This window comes from Burkholderia sp. Bp8984, assembly GCF_003853755.1.
Classification (GTDB): Bacteria; Pseudomonadota; Gammaproteobacteria; order Burkholderiales; family Burkholderiaceae; genus Burkholderia.
The window spans coordinates 107,167-124,746 of record NZ_QTQN01000002.1; the positions used below are offsets into that span (position 1 = coordinate 107,167).

The window sequence follows — 17,580 nt, forward strand, 5'->3', positions numbered from 1 at the left end:
TCAAGGAAACAATACGCGCTCACGCGAAAATTTCCCGATAACCGAGAAACAGTTCCTCGAAGACGAGCCGGGCGTTGAGCGGATGGTTCTCGACCGTCCGCTGGCGCGTCACGGCCTTCATGAAGCGTGCGAACGCATTCGCGTCGACGGCTTCCGCGCAACGCGCGAGCGCGGCCGCCTGCATCGGGAAGTAGCGCGGCGCGCCCGCCATCCGCTGCGCGAGCAGATCGTACAGCCAGCGCTGCAGCCAGCCGAGCACCAGCGGCACCGGCAGCTTCTGCAGCGTCTCGCCGCACGCGAACGGATCGCACGCGGCGCCGGCGGCGAGCTGGCCGAGCGTGAAATCGCGCAGCGGGCGGTTCTCGTCGCTCGCGAGCGCCAGCGCGGCGAGCGGCGCGCCGCCGGCTTCGGCGAGCAGCGCGCGCGCATCGTCGACGCCCTGCGCCGCCAGCCACGCCGCGGCCGCGTCGGGCGCCGGCACGGTCATCGGCCACTGCCGGCAGCGGCTGATGATGGTCGGCAGCAGCCGGTCGATGCGCGCCGACACCAGCAGGAACACGACGCCTGACGGCGGCTCCTCCAGCGTCTTCAGCAGCGCGTTCGACGCGGCGACGTTCAGCGCCTCGGCCGGATACAGCACGACGACGCGCGCGCCGCCGCGGTGCGAACCGACCCCGCAGAAGTCGAGCAGCGCACGCACCTGCTCGATCTTGATTTCCTTGCTCGGCGCGCGCGTCTTCTTGCCGCCGTCGTCCGCGTCGGCCGGCTTCGCGTCGTCGGCGGCGCCCGGCGCTTCGCCCGCGAGCGCCTCGGGCAGCACGATCCGGTAGTCCGGATGGTTGCCCTGCGCGAACCACGTGCAGGCCGCGCAGGTGCCGCACGGCTCGCCGTTCGGCTGCGGCGCCTCGCACAGGAAGCCCTGCGCGAGATGCTGCGCGAACTGCAGCTTGCCGATCCCGGCCTGGCCGTGCAGCAGCAGCGCATGCGGCCACTGCGCGCGCAGTTGCTGCAGGCGGTTCCAGTCGTCGGTCTGCCACGGATAGATCATGTGGTGCGTTCCTTCGTGTTACAGCGCGGCCAGCACGCGTTCGAGCTGCTGGCGGATCTCGGGAATCGTCTGCGTCGCGTCGACGATCGCGAAGCGGTGCGGCGCCTCTTCCGCGCGCCGCAGGTATTCGCCGCGGGTACGCGAGAAAAACGCGTCCGATTCGCTTTCGAACTTGTCGGGCATGCGCGCGGCGCCGCGGCGCTCGCTCGCCACCTGCGGCGCGACGTCGAACAGCACCGTCAGGTCGGGCTGGAAACCGCCCTGCACCCAGCGCTCGAGCGTCTCGAGCTTGTCGCGCGGCAGCCCGCGGCCGCCGCCCTGGTAGGCGAAGGTCGCGTCGGTGAAGCGGTCGGACACGACCCAGTCGCCGCGCGCGAGCGCCGGCTCGATCACGAGCGCGAGATGCTCGCGACGCGCGGCGAACATCAGCAGCGCCTCCGTCTCGAGATCCATCGGCTGGTTCAGCAGGATCTCGCGCAGCTTCTCGCCGAGCTGAGTGCCGCCCGGCTCGCGGGTGACGACGACCTGCCGGCCGCTCGCGGCCAGCCTCGCCTGGAGGCGTTCGCAGAACCATTGCAGGTGGGTGGTCTTCCCCGCCCCGTCGATGCCTTCGAAGGTGATGAATTTACCGCTCGGCATTATTGACCTCGTATGTACTTGTCCACGGCCTTGTTGTGATCGCCGAGCGTGTCCGAGAACACGCTCGTGCCATCGCCCTTCGCGACGAAATAGAGCGCGCTCGTCGGCGCCGGATTGATCGCCGCCTGCAGCGAGGCGACGCCCGGCAGCGCGATCGGTGTCGGCGGCAGGCCGCGGCGCGTATAGGTATTGTAAGGAGTGTCGGCCTGCAGGTCCCGCTTGCGCAGGCGGCCGTCGTACGCGTCGCCGAGCCCGTAGATCACCGATGGATCGGTCTGCAGCGGCATCCCGATGCGCAGCCGGTTCGCGAACACCGCCGCGACGAACGCGCGGTCGGCCGCATGGCCCGTTTCCTTTTCGACGATCGACGCGATCGTCAGCGCTTCGTAAGGCGTCTTGTACGGCAGCCCCGGCGCGCGCGCGGCCCATGCTTCGTCGAGGCGCGTCTGCATCAGGTGGTAGGCACGCCGGTAGATGTTCAGGTCGCTCGTGCCCTTGTCGAACAGGTAGGTGTCGGGGAAGAACAGCCCCTCGCCGCTGCCGCGCTGGATCGCGTTGTCGGGGGCGCCGATCGCGCGCAGCAGCTCGGCGTCGCTCATGCCGGCCGTCGCGTGCGCGAGATCGGGATTGCCGTCGAGTTCCGCGCGCATCCGCTTGAAGGTCCAGCCCTCGATCACCGTCGCGACGTACTCGTTCACGTCGCCGCGCGCGATCTTCTGCAGCACGTCGTACGGCGTGATGCCGGTCTTGAATTCGTAGTTGCCGGACTTCAGCCGGCTCGACAGCCCGAGCAGGCGCGTCATCGCGACGAAGCCGAACGGCTCGACCGGCACGCCGCCGTGCTTGAGCTGCAGTGCGACGCTCTTCACGCTGCTGCGCGGCTTGATCGTGACGTCGAGCGTTGCGGCGCCCAGCAGCAGCGGCCGGGTCGCCCAGTAATACCCGCCGCCCGCGCCGGCAGCGGCCACAACGACGGCCAGCGCCACGACCGTCGCGGCGCATTTCTTCAGTAGGGACATGGAAACGAGACTCAGGTAAGACCCATATAATACTTGCTCGCCTCCGTCAAAGTCAGGGTTGACTGTTCCCTCATTCCATGAGCACACCATTCGCTTCACCGGCTGCCCAGCCCGCACCCGTCTCGCTCCCCGTTTTCCCCCGCCCGTCCACCGCCGATTTCGACGCGCCGGGCGCCTGCATGCCGCTTGCGCAGTTCGGCGTGATCGACGTGGCCGGCGACGACGCCGCGACGTTCCTGCACAGCCAGCTCACCAACGACATCGAGCATCTCGATGCCGCGAGCGCGCGCCTGTCCGGCTATTGCTCGGCGAAGGGCCGCCTGCTCGCGTCGTTCCTCGCCTGGCGCGCCGGTCACGGCGTGCGCCTGCTCGTCTCGAAGGACGTCCAGGCCGCCGTGCAGAAACGGCTGTCGATGTTCGTGCTGCGCGCGAAGGCGAAACTGACGGACGCGAGCGACACGCTCGCGGTGGTCGGCTTCGCGGGCGACGTGCGCGAAGCGCTGTCGGGCATCTTCGACGCGCTGCCGGACGGCGTGCACGTGAAGGTCGACGGCCCGGCCGGGGCGCTGATCCGCGTCCCGGACGCGGCCGGCCGCAAGCGCTACCTGTGGATCGGGCCGCGCGCGGAAGTCGACGCGCGTCTCGCCGCGCTCGCCGGCAGGCTGCCGGTCGTGTCGCCGGCCGTATGGGACTGGCTCGACGTGCGCGCGGGCGAGCCGCGCATCACGCAGCCTGCCGTCGAACAGTTCGTGCCGCAAATGGTCAACTTCGACGTGATCGGCGCCGTTAACTTCAGGAAGGGGTGCTACCCGGGCCAGGAAATCGTCGCGCGCAGCCAGTACCGCGGCACGATCAAGCGCCGTACCGCGCTCGCGCACGTCGCCGGCGAGACCGACACCGTGCATGCCGGCGTCGAGCTGTTCCACAGCGACGACCCGGGCCAGCCGTGCGGGATGATCGTCAACGCGGCGGCCGCGCCCGCGGGCGGCGTCGACGCGCTGGTCGAGATCAAGCTGGCCGCGCTCGACAGCGGCACCGTGCACCTCGGTTCGGCCGACGGTCCGGCACTCGCGTTCGACGCGCTGCCGTACGCGTGGCCGACGGAAGCGTGACGCACTGACAACCCGGTCGCACGCCGGCTCGCACGATGCAGCCGGCGCCCGATGTTTCCTGCGAGAGATTCCCCCGATGTGTCTGATTGCCTTCGACTGGCAGCCCGATGCCGCCGCCGGTCCCGTCTTTACCCTGACCGCCAACCGCGATGAATTCTTTCGCCGTACGAGTGCGCCGCTTTCGTGGTGGGAGGATGTGCCGGGCGTGCTGGCCGGCCGCGATCTCGAAGCGGGCGGCACGTGGCTCGGCGTATCGCGCGACGGCCGCTTCGCGGCGCTGACCAATTACCGCGCGCCGTTCGACATTCGCGCGGGCGCGCCGACCCGCGGCAAACTCGTGTCCGATTTCCTCCGCGGCCCGTCCGTCGCGCCGCTCGACTATCTCGGCGAGCTGGCCGAGCACGCGGCCGTGTACAACGGCTTCAACCTGCTGGTCGGCGACTGGAAGCGGCGCGAGCTCGCGTGGTTCTGCAACCGCGCGGCCGAAGGCGAAACCCGCGTCGCCGCGCCGGTCGCGATCGGCGCCGGCGTTCATGCGCTGTCGAATGCCCGGCTCGATACGCCCTGGCCCAAAGTCGTGCGCAAGCGCGCGGAACTCGGCACGCTGCTGACCGACAACCCGGCCCCGTCGCTCGACGAGCTGATCGAGCTGATGCGCGATCCGCATGTCGCGGACGACGACGCGCTGCCGCACACCGGCATTCCGATCGAGCGCGAGCGTGCGCTGTCGGCCGCGTTCATCGAGACACCCGAATACGGCACGCGCGGCACGACCGCGCTGCGCGTGACGATGAAGGAAGGCGTGCGCTTGACGGTCGACATCAAGGAACGCTGCGACGACGACGGCTCGCACCGCACCGTTCGCCCGGGCAGTTTCGAGCGCGCGTTCACGTTCGACATCGACGCGACGCCCCCGCGCTGAGCCAGCGGCGGGGGCGGCGGGGGCGGCGCTACGGCGCGCGCGCCATCTCGACGTGCGGCACGCCGATTTCGACGAACGGTTCTCCGATCGCCGCGAAGCCGTGCCGCACGTAGAACGACACCGCGGCATCCTGCGCGTAAAGCCGCACGACCGGCTCGCCGCGATGCCGCGCCGCGTCCAGCAACGCATGCAGCACGGCCGATCCGGCGCCCTGCCCGCGCGCGTCGGCCAGCACCGCGACGCGGCCGATCGTGCCGGTGCGCAGCAACCGTCCCGTCGCGACCGCGCGGCGTGAGCCGGTCGCCGCATCGACCCGGTAGGCAACCGCGTGCAACGACAGCGGATCCTCGTCGTCCAGTTCCCATTCCGGCGGAATCCGCTGCTCGCGCACGAACACCGCATCGCGAATCCGTGCGGCATCGCCACCCAGCACGGCCCAGTCGCCCGTTTCCACCCAGCCGTCGGTCATCGCTTCCTCCGCGCGGCGCCGGGCGCCGCCGCCGTCAAACGTCGTCGAATGCGGCCCTGAGCGCCGCCACCGCGTCGGCATGCGCGGCCCGCACCTCCGGCACGTAGCCGCCCATCTTGAAGAACTCGTGGATCATCCCCGGATAGCAGACCAGCGTAACCGTATTGCCGGCCGCGCGCAGCTTGTCCGCGTACGCGGCGCCCTCGTCGCTCAGCGGATCGTATTCGGCCGTCGCGATCCAGGCCGGCGCGACACCGGCGAACGACGGCGCGTCGCGCGTGCCGTCGAGCGGCGCGAAGCGCCAGTCGTCGCGGTCGGACCGATCGCGCAAGTATTGCGTGAAGAACCACTGGATCGTGTCCTGCGTCAGCAGGTAGCCGTTCGCGAGCCGTCCGTGGGATTCGGTGTCCTGGTGACCCGTCACGCCCGGATAGATCAGCAGTTGCAGCGCAAGCCCGATACCCGCGTCGCGCGCGAGCACCGCGCAGACCGTCGCGAGCGTGCCGCCCGCGCTGTCGCCGCCGACCGCGAGCCGCGTCGCATCGATGCCGAATGCGGCGGCCTCGCGATGCAGCCAGCGCAATGCGTCGTCGGCGTCGTTCACCGCGGTCGGGAACCGGTGTTCGGGCGCAAGCCGGTAGTCGACCGACAGCACCGCGCATTGCGCGTCGCGCGCGAACATCCGGCACAGCGCGTCGTGCGTATCGACGCTGCCGACCGTGAAGCCGCCGCCGTGGTAATAGACGAGCGCCGGCAGCGGTTCGGCGAGGCTCGGCTCGACCGGAAGGTACAGCCGCGCGCCGATCGAGCGGCCGTCGCGCGTCGGCACGACGCAGGCCTCGACCGAATGCATCGGCGCCGGCGCGACGTCGAGGATCGGCGCGCTCTTCTCGTACGCGGCGCGCGCCTGCTGCGCCGTCTGGTGGTGATAGGACGGACGTTTCGCGCGCTCGACCATGTCGAGCACCTGGGCAATCTTCGGATTCAGCGGCATCGGTGAGGACGGCGCGGGCGGCGCCGTGAGCGGACAAGCGTCACATGATGCCACGCCGCGCGGTTGCGGGCCGCCACGCAAAACGGCCCTGCCGGTGAAAAGGCAGGGCCGTTCGTCGAGGGCGCTTACGCGTCGCTCGGGCCGGGCTGCGCATCCGGCGCGGTGCGGGTGCGTTGCCGCTTGATGTCGCGGCCCACCGCGAGCCGCCGCATGTACTTGAACGTGCCGAGCGCCTTCGCGACGAAGTTGCCGTCGCTGTCGCGCACTTCGCCTTCGCAATACGCCATCGTCGTCGAACGATGCATCACGCGTCCGTATGCGCGCAACTCGCCGCGCCCGGGCTGCATGAAGTTCACCTTCATCTCGACCGTGACGACGCCGACGCCGTCGTCGGTCAGGCTGCGCGCGGCCATCGCGAGCGCGATGTCCGACAGCGTCATCGTCACGCCGCCGTGCGCGATGCTCCACGTGTTCATGTGCCGCTCGTCGAGCGGCAGCACGATCTCGCTCGCACCGTCCTTCGCGGACACGAGCCGCACGCCGAGCAGGTCGACGAACGGGCTTTCGATCGACGGGCCGGCCGCCGGGGATGTCGCGTCGCTCATCGTGCGCTGTCGGACAGGTAGTCGACGCACTGGCGCGATTCGGCCACCGCCACGATGAACTTCTTCACTTCCTGGTGAACCGGATGCACCTGATACGCATCGAGCGCGGCCTGGTCCGTGAAATCGGACACGAGCACGACGTCGGACGTCGCTTCGAGGCCCGGCGTCGCGATGCCGACGTCGAGTTGCAGGATGCCCGGCACGAGGTCGCGGCAGCCTTCGAGCTTTTCCTTCAGCTTCAGCGCGTTCTGCGCGCGCGTGCCGCCTTCGGCCGATTCCTTCAGCTTCCACATGACGATATGTCTAATCACTTCCGTTGCTCCTGTTCGTGTTGGTTCGGCGGTTCGCCCAGAACCCTTGTCAGCCGGGCGTTACACAGCCCGTTCATCGTTCGCTCGCGTTCGTCGAAATCGCGCCCGGCACGGTGAAAAAGCGGGTATCCAAGCCGGTACAAGTTCAAGACGCCAACCACGATACCCGCTTTTTCACCGTGCCACTTGCGGACGTCACGATCCGCTAGCGAAAGCAGGCAACAAGCGTACCAAACTCACCGGCGCGAATGGACGGCATCTTGAGATGCGCCCATCTGGCTAGAAGCGCTGGCGGTATCGATACGGGATTGCCGGAAAGGGGATCGTACTCGCGATCGGCGAATCGCCCTCCGCCTTCCGGTTGTAAGCCCCGCATGGCTGGCCGCCATCGCGAACCACGGTTCACGCGCCTCTTGGCAGCCGCACCTCGAATACTGTTTCCGTCGGATCGGACCGCGCGTCAATACGGCCGTGATGTGCCTTGGCGATTTCGCTGGCGATGTACAAGCCGAGCCCCAACCCGACATCGTCACTCGCACTTGCCGATTGGTCGGCTCCGCGCTGAAGGGGGTCGAAAATGCGCTCCAGCGTGAGTCGGTCCATCGCCGGCCCTCTATTCCCAACCTCGATGAGCACTTCCTTGTCAGCCGATACCGCCGTCACCCGTACCGGCGTTTTGGACGCGCCATACTTGATCGCGTTGCTCACCAAATTACTCAGCAATTGCTGCATGCGCTGATCGTCCCAGTCCCCCCGGAGGTCGCCGCTTACGTCGACCTCGATTTCCCGATCCGGATGAGCCGCCCGCAGTTCGTCGACCACATTGGCGAGCACACGTGCGAGATCGACATTGCGCGGAACAACGTTGATGCCCAGCCCGAGCTGGGTTCGATTGAAATCGCAGAGATCGTCAAGGAGGCCTTGCATGCGCCCCCCGCTTCTGATCAGCCGGGCCGCGGCCTCCGATACTTCCTCTCCCGCATTGAGCGCCGCCAGATAAGTCGCCGTGATCTGAATGGTCTGCAGCGGCGTGCGCATGTCGTGACCCAGCATGCCCAACAACAAGTTGCGAGCCTGCTCGACCTGCTCGGTAAAGAAAGCGACTGATTCCGCGAGCGCCTGATCGATCGCCTCATTGAAACGAATCATGTCGTCCATGTGAGGCAGCCCGGGCTGGCACTCGTCGATCCACAGGCGCAACACACTGGCACGCAGCGCCCGATACTCGGCCGCCAACTGATTGATGTTGAAACCTCTTCGGGCGCGCAGCACGGCATGCGTCTGCGCGGCGGTTTCCGTGGCGTTCATCGGCTCGGGCGCGCGCCCGAGCGATTTTTCGTGTTGCTCGTCCCGCGTTTGCGGGGTGGCGATGTCCTTGGCCACGGCCTCCAGGATCTGCCGTGAATGGTCGCGTAGCGCGAACGAGTCCATGCCCCTTGCGGCCGGTAACAGCGTGGCGGCAAACGCTTCCCACTGCACCAGGATCGACTCCATGTTCCGGAGGATGAAATCAGCTAGTCGCATGTCGCCCCACATAACGAAATGAACGGTGGATGCTCCTGTGATACCGCACGAGATCACGCGAATACCAACGATCGAAGATCGCTTACATGGCAAGCCGCGCGCAAAGCCGTCGTCAGGTGCCCTCTATCGTATGGTGATTTGCCCGGCCCCAAGACGGGCCAGCGCGCGAAGCCGCAACCGCTAATGTGCAACAACTCGTGGTAACGCGAACTTCGTGGTTACCCGTCAAAGGCGCGGCTACGCCTGGCCATCAAAGCAACTTTCACGACCTGTGCTTCGCGATTCTTCGAATCGGCCATTGCCGCGCCCGCCACCGATCCCTTCGCACAACGGTCATGACGGACGACACTGCAGTCGCCATGCGTTCCAGCATTGCCGATTAATCTTCGATTTGAAGCGCCATTTCGGATCAATCGACCGGTCGTTATCCAGATTCATTATTCATTTCGACGGAATTGCATCTTTTACCGGCTCACCGGGTAATAATTACGAAAATCAAATAAAACACATCGAAATTGATCGAATCTGATTGACTTTGGCTTTCATGAAAATCTAGAATCCCCTACAACATCTTTCATCTGATTTTTCCAGCACCGGCAGAGCCTCATCCTTCGCCTGCCGAAAGCGCTCTCCATCGACTTCACCCGTTTCGTAACGGGTGGTGTGGGCTATCGTTTTCCATATTCAGCCTTTATCGCCCCCCCGATTAAAAAACGGTTCAATTCGCCCCGCAAGCATCACATCACGATTAATCCGGGCATTTTCAGAATGCCTGCGACGCAGAACGAAGCGGATCGAGCCGTCCGCTCATCCGGGCATTTCGATAAAAAAATCGCAGTCGTCAGGAGGGTCGTCATGAACGTGCATCGCTTCACGAAATCGCTGTGTCTGGGATTCGTCTGCGCCGGCCTGCTGGCCGCCTGCAACGACGACGACGTCCATTCGAACGACACGCCGCCCTCTTCCAGCGCTGCACTGTCGTTCCGCATGGACGCCGGCGGGCAGATCAACGCTTTCTACCGACAGGACAAGGTCGCCGCCCATCTGCTGGTGCGCTCGTCGACGAAGCCGCGCCTGCTTGTCGTGTTTCCGGCCGGCAACAGCGGCACCGGGCTGTGGTTCGACGACACTGCGCAGCCGGTGAACTGGAGCCTCGACACGCCACCGTCCGCACTGTCGGCACCCGACCCGCACGGCCGCCCGCTGTACGGCATCGGCGCCGACGTGTCGGTCGACACCGACACGCTGACGATCCGCCAGGGCGTGCTCAGCAACGTGCGCTTCCTGCGCGACTTCAACGGCGGCGCAACGATCCCGCCGGAGATCGTCACCGCCCCGACGATCCAGGGCAGCGCCGCGCAATGGCAGCGCGACCGGCTCGACGGCGCCCCCGGCTACGCACTGCGCATCACGCTGCGTGACGGCGGCAGCATCGCGACGGCCGCGGACGGCACGCTGGTGCTGCGCGCGGCGGCCGGTACGCGCACGCTGAAGCTGCATGTCGACGCGCTGTCGGGCGAGACGCCGATGTCGCCGATCACGCGCGCCGACCTGCTCGCCCCGTCCGCGAATCCGGACCCGGTCAGCCAGAACGTGCTCGAATTCCTGAGCTTCCACGACAAGCTGCTGGCCGGCTCGTGGCAGTACGACACCTATTTCGGCCGCGACACGCTGATTTCGGTGCGCATGCTGATGCCGGTGCTCGAACCGGCGGCGATCGAGGCCGGCCTGACGTCGGTACTGAACCGCCTGTCGAACGACGGCAAGGTCGCGCACGAGGAAGGCATCGGCGAATTCGCACTGGTCGACAACGCGAAGCACGGCCGGCCGAACGATGCGACGCCGACCTACGACTACAAGATGATCGACAGCGACTACCTGCTCGCGCCGATCGCGGCGGCGTGGCTGATCGACGACACGCGCGGCCAGGCGCGCGCGGCCACCTATCTCGCGCAACGCGGCGGCGACGGTCAGACCAATGGCAGCCGGCTCGTCGTCAACCTGCTGCACGTCGCGGCGACCGCGCAGCCGTTCGCGCAGCAGCCGTCGGTTGCGAACCTGATCCACCTGCGGCCCGGCGAGATCGTCGGCAACTGGCGCGACAGCACCGACGGGCTCGGCGGCGGCGTCTATCCGTACGACGTGAACGCGGTGCTCGTGCCGGCCGCGCTGCGCGCGGCGAACGCGTTCCTCACGCGCGGCCTGCTCGATCCGTACCTGGACGCCGGGCAACGCGCGGCACTTGCGAACACGGCGGCCGAAGCGGCCACGTGGGAACGGCAGGCGCCGCCGCTGTTCCAGGTGAGCGTGCCGGCCGCACAGGCGACGACCGACGTGTCGGCGTATGCGCCGTCGGCCGGCGTACCGGCCGGCACCGCGCCGGGCGCGCCGCTCACGTTCTACGCGTTGTCGCTCGACCAGCAGGGCACGCCGGTTCCGGTGATGAATTCCGACGGCGGCTTCGCGCTGCTGTTCGGCACGCCGACGGACGACGAACTCCAGCGCATCGTCGCCGACGTCACGCGGCCCTTCCCGACCGGGCTCGTCACCGATGTCGGGATGCTGATCGCGAACCCCGCGTATGCGAGCCAGGCACTGTGGCCGAAGTTCACGAGTTCCGCGTATCACGGCACCGTGATCTGGTCGTGGCAGCAGGCGATGTGGGTCGCCGGGCTCGATCGGCAACTCGCGCGCCAGGATCTGTCGGACACGACGCGCGCGCTGCTGACGCAGGCACGGCAGACGATCTGGCAAGTGATCTCGAACGGGCGCGACATGCGCACGTCGGAGATGTGGACGTGGTCGTACGTGAACGGCCGGTATCAGACCGACGCGTTCGGCACGCGCAGCGCAGACGCGACCGAGGCCAATGCGGCGCAGCTGTGGAGTACGACGTATCTCGCGATTCGCGATCCGCAACTGCGGACCGGCAAGTACTGGTGGCAGGCGATGGAGCGGATGAAGGATGTGCAGCCACAGCAGACGGCGGCCATCGCGGCTCGCCAGACGATGCACCAATGAAACGAATGCCCCGCACGCATCTTCGCGTACGGGGCTTCATTCAGGCCGGACGCAAACCGCGCGGACATCGCATCGCTCCGCCATTGCGCTGCATCCGCGCACACCACGCCGCCCGATGCGCGGCGCTCGTCCGTCAGTGCGCGACCACGCGATTGCGCCCGTCCCGCTTCGCCTGATACAAGCGTTCATCGACCGCGCGCAACAACGCATCGACCGTCCCGCCGTCGACCCCATACTGCGCCACGCCGACGCTGACCGTCACCTGCACGCGCTTGAAATCCAGCCCGAACGGCGAACTCGCGATCGACGAACGCACGCGCTCGGCCGTCATGCGAGCGCCCTCGAGCGGCATCTCGGGCAACAGCGCCATGAACTCCTCGCCGCCGACTCGCGCGAGCGCACCGGCCGGACGTATCGCCTCGAGACACTGGCGCACGACGCCGCGCAGCACCTCGTCGCCGATCTGGTGCCCGTATGCGTCGTTGATGTTCTTGAAGTTGTCGAGATCGAGCGCGAGCAGGCAAAACGGCGTGCCGTCGCGTTCCGCGCGCACGATCTCGCGCTCGACCTGCGCGATGAACTGGCGACGGTTGGACGCGCCCGTCATCGGATCGGTCGCGGCCATGTATTCGAGTTTCTGGTTCGTGCGGCGCAGTTCCTGCAACGCACTCTCGGTGCGCGCCATCGATTCCGACAGCCGGCTCATCAGGTCTTCCTGGCTGTAGATCGCCGAGAACGAACGCGTCGTCTGCAGCGCCTGCACGACGCCGTAGCTGAGCAGGAAGAACCCGCCCGCGAAGATCGCATGCGCGAGCCACCACATGTGATTCCACGGCTTGCCGAGGATGAACGCGAGCGACGACAGCGCGAACGCCATGATCGACACGCCGTAGATCACCATCAGCGGCGAGCGGATGCGCCGCGCGAGCAGCACGCCGACGTTCAGCAGCGAAAACACCAGCGCGCCGCCTTCCATCGACAGCCGCGTACCCGGCGCGCCGGCGACCGGCGAATAGGCGATGTACGCAACCGCCACGTTGATGGTCACGAACAACCCGACCCAGGGCAGCCACGTGCGCGCGCGCGTACGCTTCTCCACCCGATCGGGCGGCTGCGAATACGACAGCAGGCCCTTGAGCAGCAGGATCGACATTACGAGGCGCGAGGCGGGCCCGTACAGCAGGAACAGCCAGATGTTGTGGTGCGCCATCCCGGTGAACAGACCGTGCAGCGCGTAGATCATCGCGAAGCCGAGAAAGCCGAGCGTCAGCCAGCGCAGCAGCGGCTCGCCGGACGATCGGTAGCACACCCACGTCACGTAGGTGACGAACGCGCCTTCGAGGGTCGCGGCCGTGATCGCGATTTCATGGAATGCGTGGTTCTCGAACACGACGTGCGGGTCGCTGAAGAACCACAGATAGGCAATCAGATAGGCCGGCAGCAATGCAAAACCGACCAGCAGGCATTTCGCGTAGAGCCTCGCGGCCGCGCTGACGACACGCGGCGGTTCCCCGGCTGCATAGGTCGTGCTCAATTTGGTCCCCGTTTCGGTCTGCTGCGTGGTTCGAACGCCCACGGTGCCGGAAACGCGCGATGCATCGTCTTCGCCGGCTCCCGGAAACGCGTCACGTGCGCCGGTACGACGCACGCGTTGGCCCATCCCGCCGAAAGGCAAATGTCAGAGCAAGTATAGGTGCGGCAAATCGTTTGACAAGTAAGGGGAAACGGCAGCATCGAATGCATGGCGTTTGCTTCCTGTTTCTTACGAATCGCCCACGGATTTCGCCGATTCGCATCGCGGCCGCGGCTTCGGTCCCCCGAAAGCCGCGGCCGCCCCTCCTGCGCACAAATATCAGACGATTTCGAACAGGCCGGCAGCCCCCTGCCCGCCGCCGATGCACATCGTGACGACCACGTATTTCACGCCGCGCCGCTTGCCTTCGATCAGCGCATGGCCGGTCAGGCGCGCACCCGATACGCCGTACGGATGGCCGACCGCGATCGCGCCGCCGTTCACGTTCAGGCGGTCGTCAGGAATCCCGAGCGTGTCGCGGCAGTACAGCACTTGCACCGCGAACGCTTCGTTGAGCTCCCACAGGCCGATGTCGTCGACCTTCAGCCCCGCCTGCTTCAGCAGCTTCGGCACGGCGAACACCGGGCCGATGCCCATCTCGTCCGGCTCGCAACCGGCGACCGCGAAACCGCGGAACACGCCGAGCGGCTGCAGCCCTTCGCGCTGCGCGACATCCGCGTTCATCACCACGCACGCCGACGCGCCGTCCGAGAACTGGCTCGCGTTGCCCGCGGTGATCACGCCGCCCGGCACGGCCGAACGGATCTTCGCGACGCCCTCGAGCGTCGTGTCCGGCCGGATGCCCTCGTCGGCCGACACCGTCACGTCCTGCGTGAACAGCCGGCCCGTCGCCTTGTCGGCGATACCGGCCCGCACGGTGATCGGCACGATCTCATCGTTGAAGCGCCCGGCTTCCTGCGCGGCCGCGGCGCGCAGTTGCGAGCGCACGCCGTACTCGTCCTGCCGCTCCTTCGCGATCCCGTAGCGCTTTGCGACGTTCTCGGCCGTCTGGAGCATGTTCCAGTAGATCTCCGGCTTGTGCTCGACGAGCCAGCCCTCCTGGATCATGTGCCGGTTCATCTCGTTCTGCACGCACGAGATCGATTCGACGCCGCCCGCGACATACACGTCGCCCTCGCCCGCGATGATCCGCTGTGCGGCGAGCGCGATGGTCTGCAGCCCGGACGAGCAGAAACGGTTCACCGTCATCCCCGGCACGCTCACCGGCAGCCCGGCGCGCAGCGCGATCTGCCGCGCGATGTTCGCGCCGGTCGCGCCTTCGGGGTTCGCGCAGCCCATGATCACGTCCTCGATGCGCGCGGGGTCCAGCTTCGCGCGTTCGAGCGCGGCCGCGACCACATGGCCGCCGAGCGTCGCGCCGTGCGTCATGTTGAATGCGCCGCGCCACGATTTCGCGAGCGGCGTGCGTGCGGTCGATACGATTACGGCTTCGGTCATGCGAGTCTCCTTCGGTCCTGCTTCATGTCCTGAATCGGATGGGGGGAATGCGCTACGCCGTCGGGCGCGCGCCCGCGGAGGTCACATGTGCGACGCCCGCCGCCTGCATCTGTTGCCATGCGTGCGCGAGCGACCCGTTCAGGTCGATCGCACGGCACGCGTCGTTGATCACGGCCGCCTCGAAGCCGGCCGCGCGCGCATCGAGCGCGGACCACGCGACGCAATAGTCGGTCGCGAGCCCGCAGCACCACACGCGCTTCGCGCCGAGCTCGCGCAGGTAGCCGGCGAGCCCCGTGCGCGTCGTGCGGTCGGCTTCGACGAACGCGGAATAGCTGTCGACCTGGGCGTCGCCGCCCTTGCGGATCACGAGCCGCGCGTGCGGAATGTCGAGGTCGCGATGCAGCGCCGCGCCCTCGGTGTCCTGCACGCAGTGCACGGGCCACAGCACCTGCTCGCCGTACGGCAGCGCGAGCGTGGAAAACGGCTCGCGGCCGGGATGGTTCGCCGCGAACGACACGTGTTCGCGCGGGTGCCAGTCCTGCGTCAGCACGACCTGGTCGAAGCGTTGCGCGAGCGCGTTGATCACCGGCACGACCGCGTCGCCGTCCGGCACCGCGAGTGCGCCGCCCGGCATGAAGTCGTACTGCACGTCGATCACGAGCAACACGTCGTCAGTGCGTTTCATTGCATTTCTCCTTGCAAGCCTGGCCGCGCGGTCACGCGGGCCGTCAGCCGTTGAACCCGCGCCCGGCCCTGGCGAGCTCGACGATCGACGGCGCGAGCTGCCACGCGTCGCCGTTCGGTGCGGCCGCATAGCGGCGGATCGCGCGCTCGACGTTGTAGAGGCCGACCATGTCCGCATACAGCATCGGGCCGCCCCGCCACAGCGGGAACCCGTAACCGGTCAGGTAGACCATGTCGATGTCGGATGCCTTCGACGCGATCTTCTCCTCGAGGATCTTCGCGCCTTCGTTGACGAGCGCGAACACGAGCCGCTCGACGATCTCGTCGTCGCCGATCTTGCGCCGCTCGACGCCGCGCTCCTTCGAATACGCGACGACCATCTCGTCGACGAGCGCCGACGGCTTCGCCTTGCGCTCGCCCGGCACGTAGTCGTACCAGCCGCCGCCCGTCTTCTGGCCGAAACGGCCCTGCTCGCACAGGCGGTCGGCGATCTTCGAGCAGTGCAGATCGGGTTTCTCGACGTAGCGGCGCTTGCGGATCGCCCAGCCGATGTCGTTGCCGGCGAGGTCGCTCATCCGGAACGGGCCCATCGCGAAACCGAACTTCTCGATCGCGCGATCGACCTGCGCGGGCAGCGCGCCTTCCTCGAGCATGAAGAGCGCCTGGCGGATGTACTGCTCGATCATCCGGTTGCCGATGAAGCCGTCGCACACGCCCGACACCACCGCCGTCTTGCGGATCTTCTTGGCGACCGCCATCACGGTCGCGAGCACGTCCTTCGCGGTCTGCGCGCCGCGCACGACCTCGAGCAGCTTCATCACGTTCGCCGGGCTGAAGAAGTGCATGCCGACCACGTCCTGCGGACGCTTCGTGAACGCGGCGATCTTGTCGACATCGAGCGTCGACGTGTTCGACGCGAGGATCGCACCGGGCTTCGCCACCGCGTCGAGCCGGCCGAACACCTGCTCCTTCACGCCGAGTTCCTCGAACACGGCCTCGACGATCAGGTCCGCGTCCTTCAGGTCGTCGTAGGACAGCGTCGGCGTGATCAGCGCCATGCGCGCGTCGAGCTTCTGCTGCGTGAGCTTGCCCTTCTTCACCTGCGCGTCGTAGTTCTTGCGGATCGTGGCGAGGCCGCGGTCGAGCGCGTCCTGCTTCGTCTCGAGCAGCGTGACGGGCAGGCCCGCGTTGACGAAGTTCATCGCGATCCCGCCGCCCATCGTGCCCGCGCCGATCACGCCGACGCGGCGGATCTCGCGCACCGGCGTATCGGCCGGCACGTCGGGAATCTTGCTCGCCGCGCGCTCGCCGAAGAACGCGTGCCGCAGCGCACGGCTTTCCGGCGTCATCATCAGCGCGACGAAACCGTCGCGTTCGGCGACGCTGCCCTTGTCGAAGCCGTTCAGCACGCCGGCCTCGATCGCGTCGATGCACTTGTGCGGCGCGGGGAAATTCGGCGCGGCGGCCCGCGCGGAATTGCGCGCGAACTGGATGAAGCCCGCGGCATTCTCGTGGACGATCTTGCGATCGCGCACGCGCGGATGCGGCCCCTGCTGCGCGCCGACCTTGCGCGCGAACGCGACGGCCGCATCGAGCAGGTCGCCGTCGGCCATCGCGTCGAACAGCCCGCTGTTCGCGAGCTGCTCCGACGGCACCGGAGCGCCCGACACGATCATGTTCAGCGCGGTTTCGAGGCCCACCGCACGCGGCAGGCGCTGCGTGCCGCCCGCGCCCGGCAACAGGCCGAGCTTCACTTCGGGCAGCGCGACCTGCGCACCGGGCGCCGCGACGCGATAGTGCGCGCCGAGCGCGAGCTCCAGGCCGCCGCCCATCACGACGCTGTGCAGCGCCGCGACGACCGGCTTCGCGCTCGCCTCCACCGCGCGGATCACGGTGTGCAGCGTCGGCTCCTGCAGGGCCTTCGGGGTATTGAATTCGGTGATGTCGGCGCCGCCCGAGAATGCGCGGCCCGCGCCGGTCAGCACGATCGCCGTGACCGACGGATCCTGCGCGGCACGATCGAGCGCGTCCATGACGCCCTGGCGCGTCGACAGGCCGAGCCCGTTGACGGGCGGATTGTTGAGCGTGATGACGGCCACGCCGTCGCGAGTCGAGTAATCCACTGCCATCTGCCTGCCTCCATGCATCGCGCGCCGGGGTGGCTGCGCTTCATTGTGCGCGGTCGAACGGCCGCATGTCCG

The 17,580-nt window shown here is 67.6% G+C and carries 15 protein-coding genes; 3 read left to right on the plus strand and 12 right to left on the minus strand.

Going from position 1 to position 17,580, the window contains the following annotated elements; translation table 11 throughout:
- Nucleotides 1-19 precede the first annotated feature (19 nt).
- Genes DID98_RS02565 through mltG form a run of 3 tightly spaced genes read right to left on the minus strand, consistent with a single transcriptional unit; the run spans nucleotide 20 to nucleotide 2,706 of the window.
- A complete protein-coding gene (locus DID98_RS02565) occupies nucleotides 20-1,048 on the minus strand; it encodes a DNA polymerase III subunit delta' (protein WP_124570149.1) in 1,029 nt (342 codons plus the stop codon).
- An 18-nt stretch (nucleotides 1,049-1,066) separates the two neighbouring features.
- Nucleotides 1,067-1,687, minus strand: coding sequence for a dTMP kinase (tmk, locus tag DID98_RS02570; RefSeq protein WP_044843651.1), 621 nt, complete (start codon nucleotides 1,685-1,687; stop codon nucleotides 1,067-1,069).
- The gene (mltG, locus tag DID98_RS02575) at nucleotides 1,687-2,706 is read right to left on the minus strand and encodes an endolytic transglycosylase MltG (protein ID WP_044843652.1); all 1,020 of its coding nucleotides are present in this window, start codon (nucleotides 2,704-2,706) and stop codon (nucleotides 1,687-1,689) included. Before mltG ends, tmk begins: the two co-directional genes overlap by 1 nt.
- 77 nt (nucleotides 2,707-2,783) lie before the next feature.
- Here mltG and DID98_RS02580 point away from each other — a divergent pair, with 77 nt between their 5' ends.
- Together DID98_RS02580 and DID98_RS02585 are read left to right on the plus strand one after the other, a co-directional pair.
- Nucleotides 2,784-3,818, plus strand: a complete 1,035-nt coding sequence (locus tag DID98_RS02580; RefSeq protein ID WP_124570150.1) for a folate-binding protein YgfZ — start codon at nucleotides 2,784-2,786, stop codon at nucleotides 3,816-3,818.
- 76 nt (nucleotides 3,819-3,894) lie between these two features.
- A complete protein-coding gene (locus DID98_RS02585; RefSeq protein WP_124486259.1) occupies nucleotides 3,895-4,740 on the plus strand; it encodes an NRDE family protein in 846 nt (281 codons plus the stop codon).
- A 28-nt stretch (nucleotides 4,741-4,768) separates the two neighbouring features.
- Here the strand turns inward: DID98_RS02585 and DID98_RS02590 are convergent, their stop codons facing one another.
- The 5 genes from DID98_RS02590 to DID98_RS02610 form a co-directional block, all read right to left on the minus strand.
- Complete coding sequence (locus tag DID98_RS02590; RefSeq protein ID WP_124520187.1) at nucleotides 4,769-5,209, minus strand: GNAT family N-acetyltransferase; 441 nt, start codon at nucleotides 5,207-5,209, stop codon at nucleotides 4,769-4,771.
- A 34-nt stretch (nucleotides 5,210-5,243) separates the two neighbouring features.
- On the minus strand, nucleotides 5,244-6,203 hold the full coding sequence (locus DID98_RS02595; protein WP_044843656.1) for an alpha/beta hydrolase: 960 nt from the start codon (nucleotides 6,201-6,203) through the stop codon (nucleotides 5,244-5,246).
- Between the two features lie 125 nt (nucleotides 6,204-6,328).
- On the minus strand, nucleotides 6,329-6,808 hold the full coding sequence (locus DID98_RS02600; RefSeq protein ID WP_124570151.1) for a PaaI family thioesterase: 480 nt from the start codon (nucleotides 6,806-6,808) through the stop codon (nucleotides 6,329-6,331).
- On the minus strand, nucleotides 6,805-7,119 hold the full coding sequence (locus DID98_RS02605; RefSeq protein ID WP_121858954.1) for a Dabb family protein: 315 nt from the start codon (nucleotides 7,117-7,119) through the stop codon (nucleotides 6,805-6,807). Before DID98_RS02605 ends, DID98_RS02600 begins: the two co-directional genes overlap by 4 nt.
- Nucleotides 7,120-7,521: 402 nt before the next feature.
- Nucleotides 7,522-8,643, minus strand: coding sequence for a sensor histidine kinase (locus DID98_RS02610; RefSeq protein ID WP_124570152.1), 1,122 nt, complete (start codon nucleotides 8,641-8,643; stop codon nucleotides 7,522-7,524).
- Nucleotides 8,644-9,504: 861 nt separating this feature from the next.
- On the opposite strand from DID98_RS02610, the gene DID98_RS02615 reads away from it, so the two are divergent.
- A complete protein-coding gene (locus tag DID98_RS02615; RefSeq protein WP_124570280.1) occupies nucleotides 9,505-11,664 on the plus strand; it encodes a hypothetical protein in 2,160 nt (719 codons plus the stop codon).
- A 133-nt stretch (nucleotides 11,665-11,797) separates the two neighbouring features.
- Here DID98_RS02615 and DID98_RS02620 read toward each other — a convergent pair whose 3' ends face one another.
- The 4 genes from DID98_RS02620 to DID98_RS02635 all read right to left on the minus strand — a co-directional run bounded on the left by DID98_RS02620 (nucleotide 11,798) and on the right by DID98_RS02635 (nucleotide 17,508).
- Complete coding sequence (locus DID98_RS02620) at nucleotides 11,798-13,198, minus strand: sensor domain-containing diguanylate cyclase (RefSeq protein WP_124570153.1); 1,401 nt, start codon at nucleotides 13,196-13,198, stop codon at nucleotides 11,798-11,800.
- Nucleotides 13,199-13,516: 318 nt separating this feature from the next.
- Complete coding sequence (locus DID98_RS02625) at nucleotides 13,517-14,695, minus strand: acetyl-CoA C-acyltransferase (protein WP_124570154.1); 1,179 nt, start codon at nucleotides 14,693-14,695, stop codon at nucleotides 13,517-13,519.
- Between the two features lie 52 nt (nucleotides 14,696-14,747).
- The gene (pncA, locus tag DID98_RS02630) at nucleotides 14,748-15,380 is read right to left on the minus strand and encodes a bifunctional nicotinamidase/pyrazinamidase (RefSeq protein ID WP_044843660.1); all 633 of its coding nucleotides are present in this window, start codon (nucleotides 15,378-15,380) and stop codon (nucleotides 14,748-14,750) included.
- A 43-nt stretch (nucleotides 15,381-15,423) separates the two neighbouring features.
- Nucleotides 15,424-17,508 (minus strand): 3-hydroxyacyl-CoA dehydrogenase NAD-binding domain-containing protein, encoded by a 2,085-nt coding sequence (locus tag DID98_RS02635; protein WP_124570155.1) that lies wholly within the window; start codon nucleotides 17,506-17,508, stop codon nucleotides 15,424-15,426.
- Nucleotides 17,509-17,580 lie beyond the last annotated feature (72 nt).